Raw genomic sequence first — 12,844 nt, forward strand, 5'->3', positions numbered from 1 at the left:
ACGCGGTGCTGCGAGCCCAGATCCGGGCGCGCGCCGAGCAGCTCGCCGCCGTCGACGACCTCGCCGCCCGCAACGCGCACTACGAGGTGCTCTGGGACCTGATCGTCGACGGCGCCGACAACGTCGCCTACCGGCTCGCGCTGACGACGCTCGTCGCCCGCCAGCGGATCGCGTCGCTCAGCGCGGACGCGGTCGCCGGCGAGCTCGCCGACACGCCGGCGATCCGCGCGCTGGTCGACGCGATCGCCCGCGGCGACGACGATGCCGCGCACGCCGTCGCCCGTGACCTGTTGGAACGGTCGATCTGATGGCCGAGGTCCTCTACTACGCGATTCCGTTCTTCGTCCTGCTGCTCGTCGCCGAGTACGCGTCGTTCCGGCACCTCGGCGACGACGATGACGACCTCGTCGGCTACGACCTGCGCGACACCGGCACGTCGCTGAGCATGGGCATCGGCAACGTGGCGATCAACGTCGGCTGGAAGCTCGTCGTGGTGACGGTCTACGCCGCCCTCTACGAGCTCACACCGCTGCGGCTCGATCCCCACAACCCGCTGACGTGGATCGCGCTCTTCTTCGCCGACGACCTCGCCTACTACTGGTTTCACCGCGTCTCGCACGAGAGCCGCGTGTTCTGGGCCAGCCACGTCGTCCACCACTCCAGCCAGCACTACAACTTGAGCACCGCGCTGCGCCAGACCTGGGTCCCGATGACCTACGCGCCGTTCTGGCTGTGGATGCCGCTGGCGGGCTTCGCGCCGTGGATGGTGCTGCTGGCCCAGGCGTGGAGCCTGATCTACCAGTTCGGGATCCACACCGAGCGCATCGGCCGGTTGCCGCGACCGGTCGAGGCGGTGCTCAACACGCCGTCGCACCACCGCGTCCACCACGGCTCCAACGCGCAGTACCTGGACAAGAACTACGCCGGCATCCTGGTCATCTGGGACCGTCTCTTCGGGACGTTCACCGGCGAGGGCGAGCGCGTGCGCTACGGCCTGACGACCGACATCGACACTCACAACCCGGTCCGCGTGGCGTTCCACGAGTACGTCGCGCTGTGGCACGACGTGCGCCGCGAGCGCTCCTGGCGCACCAGGGCGGCGCTGGCGATGCACGGTCCCGGCTGGCGGCCCGAGGGCGAGGAGCTTGAGCCGTCGTCGGCCGCGCGCGGGTAGCGCTTACGGGATCCCGACTGGGTCGCCCTGGAGCGGTTCTTCGCGCAGCAGCGGCGGTCGAGCGCTACCAGGCTGGCGCTCAGGAAACGTCAGTCGCCGTTGGGCGAGACCCAGCTGGACTGCCCCGGCGACCAAACTCCGACGTCTCCGTCTCCGTCGCCGCGGATGAGCGGGTCGACGAACCGGACAACCTCTGCCACGACCTCTTCGAAGCTCGCCGGCAGTTGGCTAAGCCCGGCGCGCTGGCGCAGCGCCGTCCAGGACGGCTGGCGAGCAGCGCCATGGCCGTCGAGGAGCGTTCCTAGCTGAATCAGTGGATGCTCGCGGTGATCCGCCGTTCGCTTCAGGTTGAAGTACATGTCTTGGTCATCGAGCAGGGTGGGGTAGCTGATTTCCTCGACGTTGACTGGGTCGCCGAAGCTGAGATCGAGCTGGACCTTGATCTTGGCTGTGTCCAGTGCCGCTGGGATCGTCACCCGGACGCCTTGATATTCGGCGTCTTCTCGCATCGCTTTGGTCGTGATCTGCGCGGTATCGAAGGTCAGGCCGTCGCCGGCGCGGGTCTGAGCGATGTCTGTGACGAATTGACGCACGGAGTCTTCGCTGTTCCGCGGGCTTGTTCGCGGGCGCGCAGCTGGAGTTCGCGGTAGGCCTGTTGGCCCGTGAGCTCGGTCACGTCAGCAGTACTTCTAGCGCATGCCGCAGCGCTGGACCGGTGCGCAGCTCATCGGCAATTCGCATCAGCTCGCCAGGCCGCGCGCCGCGGGTGCTCAGGTATTGGCGAAGCGCTCCCAGAGCCTGATCGCGACCGATGACCTTGGGCAGCCGCATGGCGTCAGCGATGGCACGCTCTCGTGAATAGATCCAAAATCCGCCAGCCTCCGGTCCTTGATGAACGCGCCCCAACGGGTAGGTGTCAGCAGCGAAAACGTGCACGGTGGTGGGGGGATAGGAGATCTGTGGCCGGTGTGAGCCTCGCTTGACAGCGAGATGAACCGTCGACGGGATCTCGTCTGTGAGCTCCCAGTAGGCCAACGCAGAGTTGGCGGCGATCGTCGCCTCGGGAGCGCGCGCCGAGATCGTCGCCAGATCGATCGCCGCGTCGGGTGCTGCATCAGCGCGCTGATAGACGCCGCGGGTCAACTCGATCAGATCGCCGCTGTCGCGTAAACGCCGTAGCTCGTAGCCTGCCACTCCGAGCCCTTCTGCGTCCTTGACGTGGAACGGTCGGTCCTCCAGCGGCCGCAAGCTCTTCAGTGCCGAAGCCCTAGCCATGCATGCAAGTCTACACCAGTATAGGTTAGATGTAAAGGTTTACGTGCATCGACACCGGCCCGTACGGATGCTCCTAAAGCTGCGCAGGTCGTCTCAGGCTGTGGTGCTTTAGGAGCATCCGGGCCCGCTCGGCGCTGCGCTCTCGCTGTCGTGCGAGGAGGTCTCGGAGAGGCGTGTGGCGATCATGTCATGTCGTCTCAGGAGGAGTTTATGATTGCTCGCCGGCTCTTGGATGCCGGGCGGTCGCAGGTTCAAATCCTGTCTCCCCGATGAAGCAGAAAGGCCCGCTTTTTCGGGCCTTTGCGTTGGTGGAGCCGGAGTTCGGCGACCTTCGCCCGGTCCAATCTCGGTCCAAATCGGCAGCCGAAGATCCTCGGGGAGGGAACGATGCTGGTGGTCTTCGGCAGCCAGGCGTTCCGCGGTGGCATCGTCGACCTCAAGGAAGTCGCGTGGCGGCCTTGCGCGTCGTCAGCTTTCGGGTTCATTGGCCGTGACCAACTGGGCAACGGTCTTTCGGATCAGCTCGCGTTGTTCGGTGCTGCGGGTGGGATCCGGTCCCTGGCCGAGCAGCGTCGGAGCCGTGAGCGACCAGGTGGTCGCGAGGGCTGAGACGATCGCGAGGAGATCGGCTGGTGCGGGCGTGCTCCTGAGCTGCGCTGCCCGCTGCGCCTCGGCGATCTGCCGGGTCTTCTCGTTCTCGCGCTCGTCTCGACCTTCGAAGCGGACGCCTCGCTCCAGGTATCGCCACATCGTCAGGCGGATGAGCTTGGGGTGCTTCTTCAGGTAGTCGAAGGTGGCGGCGGCGTAGCCGGGTAGGTCCTCGGGGCTGAATGGGACGGCGTCCACGAGCTCTCGGATGCGGTCGTCGATGACGCGGTCGAAGAGATCGTCCTTGTTGCCGAAATGGGCGTAGATCGCCTGTTTGTTGGCGTTAGCGGCGGCGGCGATCCGGTCGACTCGTGCGCCTGCCAGACCGCGGGCGGAGAACTCTTCGAACGCGGCTTGCAGCAGTCGCCGCTTGGTGTCCGTGGCGTCAGGAGGCATACATCCATCATACAAGGAAACCAACCACCTGGTTTCGCATGCTACGGTATGAAACCAACCAGTTGGAAACGAACGGCGGCACCGCCGCCGATGGAGGTCATCTCATGACAAGCACGATCAATCGGCAGTTCATCGACGGGAAGCTCGTCGAGTCCGGTGGGCAGGACCGGTACACGGTGAACAGCGCCGTCACCGGCGAGACGCTGGCTTACGCGACGATGGGCGACGAAGCCGACGTGGCCCGCGCGGTCGAGGCCGCCAAGCGGGCGTTGCCGGCGTGGTCGGCGACCAGCCTGGAGGAGCGGCGGGGCTACCTGCAGAAGCTCGCCGACGCGTTTGCGGCCCACAGCGACGCCATGGTCTCGGCGCTGGTGGAGGAGTTCGGCACCACCACACCGACGGCGCGGTACATCGTCTCGCAGTCGCGTGACTGGTTCATCGCCGCGCAGGACCTGGTGACCGACGACACGTTCGTGGAGCAGATCGGCGACGCGACCGTCAACCACGTGCCCGTAGGGGTGGCGGTGCTGATCACGCCGTGGAACGGCGCGAGCTGGTTCATGGCGATGAAGGCCAGCGTGGCGCTGGCGGCAGGCTGCACGGTGATTTTCAAGCCCAGCGAGCGCGGCATCTGGCAGGTCCAGCCCGTCATCGACGCCCTCGCCGAGGCGGGGCTGCCCGACGGCGTCATCAACGTCGTGGTGGGCCGAGGCAACCCGGTAGGCAACGCGCTGACCCAGCATCCCGACGTCGCCAAGGTCTCGCTCACCGGGTCGACGGCGACCGGCAAGGTGATCGCCCGCAACGGGGTGGACACGATGAAGCGCGTCACGCTCGAGCTCGGTGGCAAGTCTGCGACCGTCATCCTCGAGGACGCCGATCTCGCGCAGGCGGTGCCGTTCGCCGTCCAGGCCGGCCTGTTCAACAACGGCCAGGCGTGCATCGCCGGCACCCGGGTCCTCATCCCCGCGAGCCGCGAGGACGAGCTCAAGCAGGCACTCGCCGAGGCGGTCTCGAGCCTGAAGGTCGGCGATCCGACCGAGCCGGACACGGCCGTCGGACCGGTGCTGGACCGCGAGCAGTACGACCGCATCCAGTCCTACATCCGCAAGGGCCTGGAGGACGGCGGCGAGCTGTTGGCCGGCGGCGAGGGCCACCCCGAAGGCCTCGAGGGCGGCAACTACGTCAAGCCGACGCTGATCGCGGCCACCAACGACGACACCATCGCCCGCGAGGAGATCTTTGGTCCCGTCCTGACCGTCATCACCTACCAGGACGAGGCCGAGGCGATCCGGATCGCCAACGACTCCGACTACGGGCTGCACGCCTACGTCGCCGCCGGCGACGTCGATCACGGCCGTGAAGTCGCGCGGCAGATCCGCGCCGGTCGCGTGATGGTCAACGACGTCATCGACGCTCCCGACGCCCCCTTCGGCGGCTTCAAGCAGTCGGGTATCGGCCGCGAGTTCGGCCGCTTCGGCATCGCCGCCTACCTCGAAACTCAGACCATCTTCAGCAAGTAAAGGAAAAGCCACATCATGCGAGCCATCACCATCAGTCAGTACGGCGAGCCGGACGTGCTCACCGAAGTCGAGCTCCCCGACCCCCACCCGGGCCCCGGGCAGATCAGCATCGACGTCACCCACGCCGCAGTGGGAATGATCGACGTCATCTTCCGCCGCGGCGACCTGGCCGGCGATGACCGATACCCCGCCCCGCCGTTCGTGCCGGGCATCGAAGTCGCCGGCACCGTCCGCGAAGTCGGCGACGCTGTCGAGCAGTTCACCGTCGGCGAGTCGGTCGTCACCCTCTCGCTGGTCGAGCTCGGCGGGTACGCCGAGATCACCGTCGCCGACGCCGCACGCACCGTCTCGCTGAAGGGCCTCGACGTCGACCCGGCTCAGGCCGTCGCGGTGTTGCCCAACGCGGTGACCGCCCACCTGGCCCTCACCCAGGCCGTGACCGTCCGCGACGAGGCCACGGTGCTCGTGCACGGCGTCACGGGCGGACTGGCCTCGGCCTTTCCCGCAGTGGCACGAGCGCTCGGAGCCCGACGCGTCATCGGCACCGTCGTCAACGAGCAGCAGATGGCACAGGCCCGCAGTCTCGGCATCGACCACGTCCTCCTCGGCAGCGACTTCCCCGACGGGCTCGACGGCGAGAAGGTCGACCTCATCGTCGACCCGGTCGGCGGCGAGCTGCGCAAGGCCAGCCTGGACGCGCTCAACCCCGAAGGCCGGCTGCTCATCGTCGGGCACGCCAGCCCCAACGCCGACGAGCCGTTCACAGGCGATGACCTCTGGGGCCGCAGCATCGGCGCCGTCGGCTTCGTCGTCGGCACCTTCCTGCAGGCCGACCCCACCCGCGCACGGCCCGCCCTGGACGCCGTGGCGAGCCTGGTCACCGACCGAACGCTGTCGGTCCCGGTGCAAACGCTGCCGCTTGCCGACGCGGTGGCTGCGCATCAGCACCTCCAGAACCGGACCAACACCGGACGGCTCATCCTGACCAACGGCTGACGAGGTCCCCTGACACGACGCACCGCATCGTGATCCGGGATCGTCTCGTGAATGCGTCGGCACCGCCTCAGTGGGCTAACTCTCCACGGCGAGGACGCCAACAGGCAACCGATGCCTGAGACGTCTGGTCAGGCGCGCTCCGCACTTGCGCGGTACGGGCGCGTCGCCGCACACGTGAACCTGCTCCCACGCCGGCTGGGGGCCGGGCGGTCGCAGGTTCAAATCCTGTCTCCCCGATCGAAGGAAAAGGCCCTCGCAGTCGCGCCTGAGGCACCGTGGACTCGCGCGCCCGAACCGACGGGCGCGGAGTCGCACGGCGCCTGACCGCCCGCGTTACCGGCGTCGCCCCGGCCTTCAGAGGGTGACGTGCAGGCGCGCGGCGTCTCGGCTCGGCGGGACGCCGAACTGGAGGCGGTACTCGCGACTGAACTGCGAGGGGCTGTCGTAGCCGACCGTGTAGCCGAACCCGGCGCGCTTGGCGCGGGTGGGAACATCACGGGCATGATCGAGCTCTATCAGGCCGAGTGGTGCCCCTTCTCCCACGAGGTCCGTCAGCGGCTGACCGAGCTGGGCGTCCCGTTCGTCGCCCGGCCGGTGGAGCCCGACCCGCACGAGCGCGACGCGATGGAGGCCGCGGTCGGCGAGCGCACGATCCCGGCCCTGGTGCTGGAGGACGGGACGATCGTCGCGGGCGACACCGAGGAGATCCTCGAAGCGCTGGACCGCCTGTATCCCGAGACGCAGTTCACCAAGGCGCACCACGAGCGGCGCGTCGAGGCCCGGATGTTCGAGTAGGCCCCGCGGGCTCAGCCGGCGGCGAGCATCAGCGCGCCCCAGTCCTCGGTCGCCCCGAGGCGCGACAGGACCGCCGCGACCTGGCCGACGGAGCGGGCGGCCGCGAGGTCGCCTGGCTGCGGCGTGACGTCGGCGGCCAGAGCGAGCCCGCCGCCGAGGTGGTCCAGCGCGTGCTCGGCGGCGCTCGCCAGCGCCGGACCGTCGAGCCGCGCCTTGCCCATCAGCAGCTCGCCGGCGATCGCGCCGGTCAAGGCATAGGCCTTGAGCGCCGCGCTCGCGGGCAGGAGCCCGAGCCCGTCGGCGACCGCTGCCGCGAATCCCTCCTGATCGCCCTCGCGCAGCCGGCACAGCGCGTCGAGCGCGCCGGCGACCCGGTCGCGATCCGCCGGCCGCGTGACGCCCGCGCCGAGCAGCCCGACGCGCCCGTCGGCCAGCAGCACGACGTGCCCCGGCCGCAGGTCGGTTAGCGCGATCCCGCCGCGCGCGGCGGTGACGTGGGCGGCGACCAGCGTGCGCGCCACCGCGCCCGGGTCGGCCGGCAGGGCGTCCTTGAGCGTCGGCCCGTCGAGGAGCTCGCCGACGAGGACGGTCTCGCCGCTGAGCTCCATGTCCGGGGCCGGGACGACGAGACCCTCGATCCCCCGCAGCAGCCGCTTGACCTGGCGCTGGCTGGAGGCCTCGTGCTCGAGGTCGAGCTCGTCGAGCGCGGTCTCGCGGACCTCGCGGAGGATCGCGCCGGCGTCCATCGCGCCGAAGACCTGGCGCAGGGGCGCGGCGAGGACGTCCAGGAGCGCGAGGTCGGAGCGGACGCTCGCGGCGAGCCCGGGGCGCAGGATCTTGATCGCCACGGCGCGGCCGTCGTGCGCGCCGCGGTGGACCTGCGCGGCGGGCGTGACGGCCAGCGGCTCGGGGTCGAGGTCGTCGAGGACCTTGCCCGGCGCGGCGCGCCACGCGGCCTTGAGGACACGCTCGACGTCCTTGAACGGCAGCGGCACCGTGGCGTCGCGATGCGCGGCCTCCAGCTGGGCGGGCAGGCGCGCCATGGCCGTGGGGAGCGCGTCGGGGGCCACGACGTCGGCCGCGCGGGCGAGGCCCACGCGGCCGCTGGAGGAGCGCCGGAGCAGCGCGGCGCCGGCCTCCAGGAGTCCTCGGAGCGCGGGCGGCAGGATGGGAGCGGCGGCCATGGGCCGCGGAACTTACGCTGCGGGGCGCTGGGCGGGGCGCACCACGCGGTGGTTGGTCTGCGCGGCGCGCGCGAGCGGCCGGGTCAAGTCCGCAGGCGGGCGAGCCGCGCGATCGCCTCCGGGATAGGCGTGTCGCCGGAGACCAGCTGGAACGCCAGGCCGGCGGTGCCGGGAGTGGCGAGCACGGTCGCCAGCACCGCGGCGACGTCGGCCCGCGGGATCTGGCCCCGGTCGACGTGCTCGGCGGCCGTGACGTGCCCCGTCCCAAGATCGTCGGTGAGTCCGCCGGGCCGTACGATGGTGTAGGCCAACCCGCTCTCGGTCAGCTTGAGGTCGGCCTGGCCCTTGGCGCGCAGGTAGGTGCCGAAGCCGCCGTCGTCCTCGGCGTCGGGATCCGCGCCCATCGAGCCGACCATCACGTAGCGGTCGATCCCGTTGCGGCGGGCGACCTCCATGAGCTTCACGGCACCGGCGTAGTCCACCGTCCACTTGCGCTGCGGGCCGCTGCCCGGCCCGGCGCCGGCGGCGAAGACGATCGCGTCGGCGCTGCCGAGGAGCGCGGCGAGCGCGTCGACGTCGAGCTCCTCCAGATCGGCCACGACCGCCTCGGCGCCCCGGGCCTCGAGGTCGGGCGCGTACGCGGGATTGCGGATGAGCCCGCGCACCCGGTGCCCTGCCTCTACGAGCAGGGGCTCCAGGTGCAGCGCGATCTTCCCGTGTCCACCAGCGATGACGATGTCCATGACCTCGACGGTAGTCGCCGCGGGCGTGGGCGCAAGCGCGCGCGGGCCGACCGCGGGTCGAGGGGCCCGGCGCCCACCTCCGACCGCCGGGCCATGTGCGAACGACCCATGCCGGCCTAGCGTGCGCGCCGCATGCTCCTCACCGAAGAACCCCAGCTCCTGAACGTGCCCACGTCCACCGTTGCCGGCTCCGACTCGCTCCTCGAGGTCATCGGCGCGCTCGCCGAGATCGGCCGCGACATCGCCTCGTCCACGGCCCGTGCCGAAGCCGTCGGCCAGCAGCTCACCGTCGCCCTGCAGCAGGCCGACCTCGTCGAGCGCCCGCCGGCGAGGCACGTCGCCCGCGAGCTCTGCGACGCGCTGGCCGACGGTCGCTCCGCGGTCGCGGAGGCGCACGCGCGCGCCGCGGGGCACGACCTCGACCGGCTGCACGCCGTCGTCATCGTCGAGCCGCCGGCCGACCCCGGCGACGGTTGGCCGCAGGCCGCCGCCCGGGTGGCCGTCGCTCTCGGGGGCGCGGCGCCGGGGAGCCTGTGCGACGTCGGCGACACGCGCGTCCGCGCACTCGTCCCGCTGCGCGGACCAGACCGGGCGCTGGACGTTGAACGCCTCGACGGCACCCTCGACGAGCTCGCGCGCGAGGAGAGCCTGGCCGCGGGACGCAGCGAGCCACGGCGCGGTGTCGATCCGGACGCGGCGCGCGGCTTCACCGAGGCGGCCTGCGCGGTGCGGGTCGCCCGGGCGATCACGCCCGGCGGCGGCGCCCGCGCCTACGGCGAGCTCGGCGTGTACCGCTACCTCGCGGCCCTCCCGGCCGGGCACACCCCCGACGACCGCCACGCCGCGGCGATCGCGACGTTGGCGGACTACGACGCGAGGCGGCGAACCGAGCTGCTGCGAACCCTGGAGCGCCACCTCGGCGACCGCGGGGCGCTCGCCGCTACGGCACGGGCGCTGTACATCCACACGAACACGCTCCGCCAGCGACTCGACCGCATCGAGCAGCTGACGGGGCTTGCGCTGGCGGAGGAGGACTTGTTGTCGTTGGAGTTGGCGTTGAAGCTGGCGCGGCTGCAAGTTGGGGCCGACGCCAACGCGTGAGGGCCTCTCGTCGAGGCCCTCACCGGCGCGTTGATCCGGCGTGCGGTTAGTTGTGCTGGATGTTCGGCTTGAACGACGAGGTCACCGTGAAGCCCAGCGGGCCGGGCGGGCTGGTGGTCGTGCCGAGAGTAGCCGACGCGGACCCACCTGCCGTCGTGCCCATGAGCGTCCGGCATGCCGCCGAGTTGGTCCAGGTCGCGGTGATGCCGGACGACCCGTTGACCGTCAGCACGCTCGACGTGTTGTTGTATGTGTTGCCCGTGAGGTTGGCCGTCAGGTTGATCACGCAGCCCAAGGCCGTCATCGTGCAGCTGATCCCCCGGATGTTGCCCGTCACGACGTTCCCGGCCTGTGAGACAGCATCAAGATGCCCCTCGGAGCACACCACGACCATGGTCTGCCCGGCGAAGAAGCAGCCGGAGAAGGTCGGTCGCATAGTAGCGACGTCGTTCCAGTTACCGGTGTTGACCGGTCCGGTCGGGCCGATGAGCCGTCCGGTCGCCGTCGTGTTCGTGCAGCTTAGGCCGATCAGGTGCGACGGACTCGTGACATGGAACTCGAATCGTGTGGAGGGCGCGGTGGCCGAGAACACCGTCCCCGGCGACGCTGACCCGTTACTCGTCCAGTTGGTCGCCGACGCAGTCGATGCCGAGACCAATGCCGAGGCGACCGTAGCCCCGATCAGCAGCACCTTCATGAACCTGCTGGACATGCGTTCCTCCTCGCAGAGCGATCGCTCCGCCGTTGATGAAGGGGTTTCTCCCGCCGGCTGCGTGCAGCGCGCGGCCCGGCCGCCCCCGAGCGACCAGGGTGGACTAGTCAGTGATCGGTGGTCCAGAGCCATCTGGCTGCGCGGCGAACCGTTCTGCCCGATGAGGACGTGCTGTCAGCGGCCGGCCCGACCGGCTTCGGGCTCCATCGCGTCTCGGTCGCGGCGGGGATCGACATGAAGGTCGTGGCGCCGAGCAAGACGCCGCGGGGGCCGGGCGACCGGGTCAAGACCGATCCAAGGACGCCGAGCTGCTGGCGCGGCTGCTGCTGCAGGGTGGCTGCCGCGCCACGCGTTCGACGAGCCGATGACCGAGCTGGCGTTCGCCGACCCGATCGCCGCGGTCGACGGGCTCTCGGCGCGCACGGCCGCGCTGGCCGAGCGGATCTCCAGGTTGGCCGCCGAAGGGCCGGGGTGGCCGACCGTCGCCCGGGCTGCGGCGCTTTCGCGGCGTCGACACGCTGACCGCGTTGGCGTTGCACCTCGAGCCGTGCGGCGACTGGCAGCGCTTTGACCGGCCGACCGCCCTGGGATCGTGGCTCGGGCTCACTCCGTCGCTGTCACAGTCGGGCGAGTCTTCACGATCGGGATCGATCACCAAGACCGGAGATGCTGGCACGCCGACTGCTGGTCGAGGCCGCCTGGCACTGCGGCCGAGACCCTCGGATCGGCGTCGCCCAGCACAACCGCCAGGCCGGCCAGCCCGACCACGTCGTGCAGATCGCCAACCGCGCGCAGCTGCGGCTGCACCGCGTCGACCAACGGATGCGCGCCCGGCAAGCCTCACAACGTCACCACCGTCGCCATCGCCCGCGAACTGGCCTGCTTCCTCTGGGCCGCCGCAAACGCCGACTGACGACCCCCGACACCCCGCCCGATCGGCGGGCCGGGGCGCCGGGCCGCACCAGCGGCCGGCACACGCGACACAACTATGAGCCACGTCCCCGCGGCGTGACGCTCGTTCCTAGAAGCGGCACGCCGCCCTGTGGTCCCAACCCCCGCATCATCAGACTGGCAACGCCGTCACCGAGCCCGGCGTCCCGGCTCGCCGATCACCACCGACAACGGCCGCCAAGCGGACGCGATCACCCACGCCCGCTTGACAACATCACGCCGCATCAGTTGTGACTGATCCTCGGCCTGAACGACGAGGTCACCGTGTACGGCAGCGGGTTCGGCGAAAGGTGAGCCGTGCCCCAAGTCACCGAGGCGATGCCGCCCGCCGTCGTGCCCATGGCCAAGCGGCAGTTGCCTGAATTGGGCCAGCTCGCGCTCACGCCATCCGTTCCGATCGTCAGGAGGTCCACGTTGTTGTAGGTGACCGGGAGGTTGCCGGTCATCGTGATGGTGCAGCCGAACATCCCCAGGGTGCAGTCGATCCCGCGGATGGTGCCCGTCACCACGGATCCCGCTTGGCTGATGGCATCGAGCTGCTGCTCGGCGCAGGACACGACGAAGCCCGAGCCCGCCACGCACCCGGAGTAGCTCGGTCGCAGCGTGGCCACGCCGTTCCACGCGCCGGTGTTGATCGGTCCGGTCGGGCCGAGCAGTCGCCCCGTCGCCGTCGTCCCCGTGCACGCTACGCCGACCAGGTGCGACGGATTCGTGACATGGAACTCGAACCGTGTGGCGGGCGCGGTGGCCGAGAACGCCGTCCCCGGCGCCGACCCGTTGCTGGTCCAGTTGGTGGCCGACGCCTTCGATGCTGATGCGAGTGCAGCGACGACCGTCGCTCCCAGCACCAGCACCTTTGCGAACCCACGAAACATGCGTTCCTCCTTGCAGAGCGATCGCTCCGCCATTGATGAAGGGGTCACTCCCGCCGCCTGCGTGCAGCGCGCGGCCAGGCCGCCCCGGACGATCAAAGTGCACGAGTCAGTGATCGGTGGCCCAGAGCCGTCTGGCTGCGCGAGGAGCCGTTCTGGCGGAAGACGACGTGCTGTCCGTGGAACTGGCGCGGCTGCGGGGCCGGGGCCGGCGGCATCATGCGGGACTGCGTGAGCGGTGAGGGCCTCATGCGAGGCCCTCACCGGCGCGTTGATTCGGCGTGCGGTCAGTTGTGCTGGATGTTCGGCTTGAACGACGAGGTCACCGTGAAGCCCAGCGGGCCGGGCGGGCTGGTGGTCGTGCCGAAAGCAGCCGACGCGGACCCACCTGCCGTCGTGCCCATGAGCGTCCGGCATGCCGCCGAGTTGGTCCAGGTCGCGGTGATGCCGGACGTCCCGTTGACCGTCAGCACG

At 70.2% G+C, this 12,844-nt stretch carries 13 protein-coding genes and 3 pseudogenes; 7 read left to right on the forward strand and 9 right to left on the reverse strand.

Translation table 11 applies throughout. The features are described from left to right. Nucleotides 1–308: pseudogene (locus VK501_RS13995) on the forward strand (GntR family transcriptional regulator); the annotation flags it as partial. Then, nucleotides 308–1,174 carry a sterol desaturase family protein gene (locus VK501_RS14000; RefSeq protein ID WP_324338285.1) on the forward strand — a complete coding sequence of 289 codons (867 nt, stop codon included), beginning with the start codon at nucleotides 308–310 and terminating at the stop codon, nucleotides 1,172–1,174. The pseudogene VK501_RS13995 and the gene VK501_RS14000, both read left to right, overlap by 1 nt. An 89-nt stretch (nucleotides 1,175–1,263) precedes the next feature. Here the strand turns inward: VK501_RS14000 and VK501_RS14005 are convergent. The 3 genes and pseudogenes from VK501_RS14005 to VK501_RS14015 form a co-directional block, all read right to left on the reverse strand. After that, nucleotides 1,264–1,779: pseudogene (locus tag VK501_RS14005) on the reverse strand (nucleotidyl transferase AbiEii/AbiGii toxin family protein); the annotation flags it as partial. Between the two features lie 67 nt (nucleotides 1,780–1,846). Next, the gene (locus VK501_RS14010) at nucleotides 1,847–2,449 is read right to left on the reverse strand and encodes a type IV toxin-antitoxin system AbiEi family antitoxin domain-containing protein (RefSeq protein ID WP_324338287.1); all 603 of its coding nucleotides are present in this window, start codon (nucleotides 2,447–2,449) and stop codon (nucleotides 1,847–1,849) included. A 468-nt stretch (nucleotides 2,450–2,917) separates the two neighbouring features. Next, nucleotides 2,918–3,493, reverse strand: coding sequence for a TetR family transcriptional regulator (locus VK501_RS14015; protein WP_324338290.1), 576 nt, complete (start codon nucleotides 3,491–3,493; stop codon nucleotides 2,918–2,920). 104 nt (nucleotides 3,494–3,597) lie between these two features. Between VK501_RS14015 and VK501_RS14020 the strand changes: the two genes are divergently transcribed. The 3 genes from VK501_RS14020 to VK501_RS14030 all read left to right on the forward strand — a co-directional run bounded on the left by VK501_RS14020 (nucleotide 3,598) and on the right by VK501_RS14030 (nucleotide 6,807). Continuing rightward, nucleotides 3,598–5,016, forward strand: coding sequence for an aldehyde dehydrogenase family protein (locus tag VK501_RS14020; RefSeq protein ID WP_324338292.1), 1,419 nt, complete (start codon nucleotides 3,598–3,600; stop codon nucleotides 5,014–5,016). Between the two features lie 15 nt (nucleotides 5,017–5,031). Beyond that, nucleotides 5,032–6,012, forward strand: coding sequence for a quinone oxidoreductase family protein (locus VK501_RS14025; protein ID WP_324338294.1), 981 nt, complete (start codon nucleotides 5,032–5,034; stop codon nucleotides 6,010–6,012). Nucleotides 6,013–6,513: 501 nt separating this feature from the next. Further along, complete coding sequence (locus tag VK501_RS14030) at nucleotides 6,514–6,807, forward strand: glutaredoxin family protein (RefSeq protein WP_324338296.1); 294 nt, start codon at nucleotides 6,514–6,516, stop codon at nucleotides 6,805–6,807. Nucleotides 6,808–6,818: 11 nt separating this feature from the next. Here VK501_RS14030 and VK501_RS14035 read toward each other — a convergent pair whose 3' ends face one another. Then, nucleotides 6,819–7,991 (reverse strand): AarF/ABC1/UbiB kinase family protein, encoded by a 1,173-nt coding sequence (locus VK501_RS14035; protein WP_324338299.1) that lies wholly within the window; start codon nucleotides 7,989–7,991, stop codon nucleotides 6,819–6,821. An 83-nt stretch (nucleotides 7,992–8,074) separates the two neighbouring features. Next, entirely contained in the window at nucleotides 8,075–8,734 is a 660-nt protein-coding gene (locus VK501_RS14040) for an SDR family oxidoreductase (RefSeq protein ID WP_324338301.1), read from the reverse strand. A gap of 132 nt (nucleotides 8,735–8,866) precedes the next feature. On the opposite strand from VK501_RS14040, the gene VK501_RS14045 reads away from it, so the two are divergent. After that, nucleotides 8,867–9,835 carry a helix-turn-helix domain-containing protein gene (locus VK501_RS14045; protein ID WP_324338303.1) on the forward strand — a complete coding sequence of 323 codons (969 nt, stop codon included), beginning with the start codon at nucleotides 8,867–8,869 and terminating at the stop codon, nucleotides 9,833–9,835. Nucleotides 9,836–9,881: 46 nt separating this feature from the next. Here VK501_RS14045 and VK501_RS14050 read toward each other — a convergent pair whose 3' ends face one another. Next, nucleotides 9,882–10,547: a hypothetical protein gene (locus tag VK501_RS14050; RefSeq protein WP_324338305.1), complete on the reverse strand. Its 666-nt coding sequence runs from the start codon at nucleotides 10,545–10,547 to the stop codon at nucleotides 9,882–9,884. A 533-nt stretch (nucleotides 10,548–11,080) separates the two neighbouring features. Here VK501_RS14050 and VK501_RS28960 point away from each other — a divergent pair. Continuing rightward, nucleotides 11,081–11,158, forward strand: a pseudogene (locus VK501_RS28960) (hypothetical protein); the annotation flags it as partial. Nucleotides 11,159–11,198: 40 nt separating this feature from the next. On the opposite strand, the gene VK501_RS14060 reads toward VK501_RS28960, so the two are convergent. The 3 genes from VK501_RS14060 to VK501_RS14070 form a co-directional block, all read right to left on the reverse strand. Next, the gene (locus VK501_RS14060) at nucleotides 11,199–11,384 is read right to left on the reverse strand and encodes a hypothetical protein (RefSeq protein WP_324338307.1); all 186 of its coding nucleotides are present in this window, start codon (nucleotides 11,382–11,384) and stop codon (nucleotides 11,199–11,201) included. Between the two features lie 338 nt (nucleotides 11,385–11,722). Further along, entirely contained in the window at nucleotides 11,723–12,469 is a 747-nt protein-coding gene (locus tag VK501_RS14065; protein WP_324338309.1) for a hypothetical protein, read from the reverse strand. A 188-nt stretch (nucleotides 12,470–12,657) separates the two neighbouring features. Next, the coding region (locus VK501_RS14070; protein ID WP_324338277.1) for a hypothetical protein at nucleotides 12,658–12,844 on the reverse strand (187 nt) is incomplete at its 5' end.

Origin of the sequence: Baekduia sp., assembly GCF_035318805.1 — a bacterium.
GTDB lineage: Bacteria > Actinomycetota > Thermoleophilia > Solirubrobacterales > Solirubrobacteraceae > Baekduia.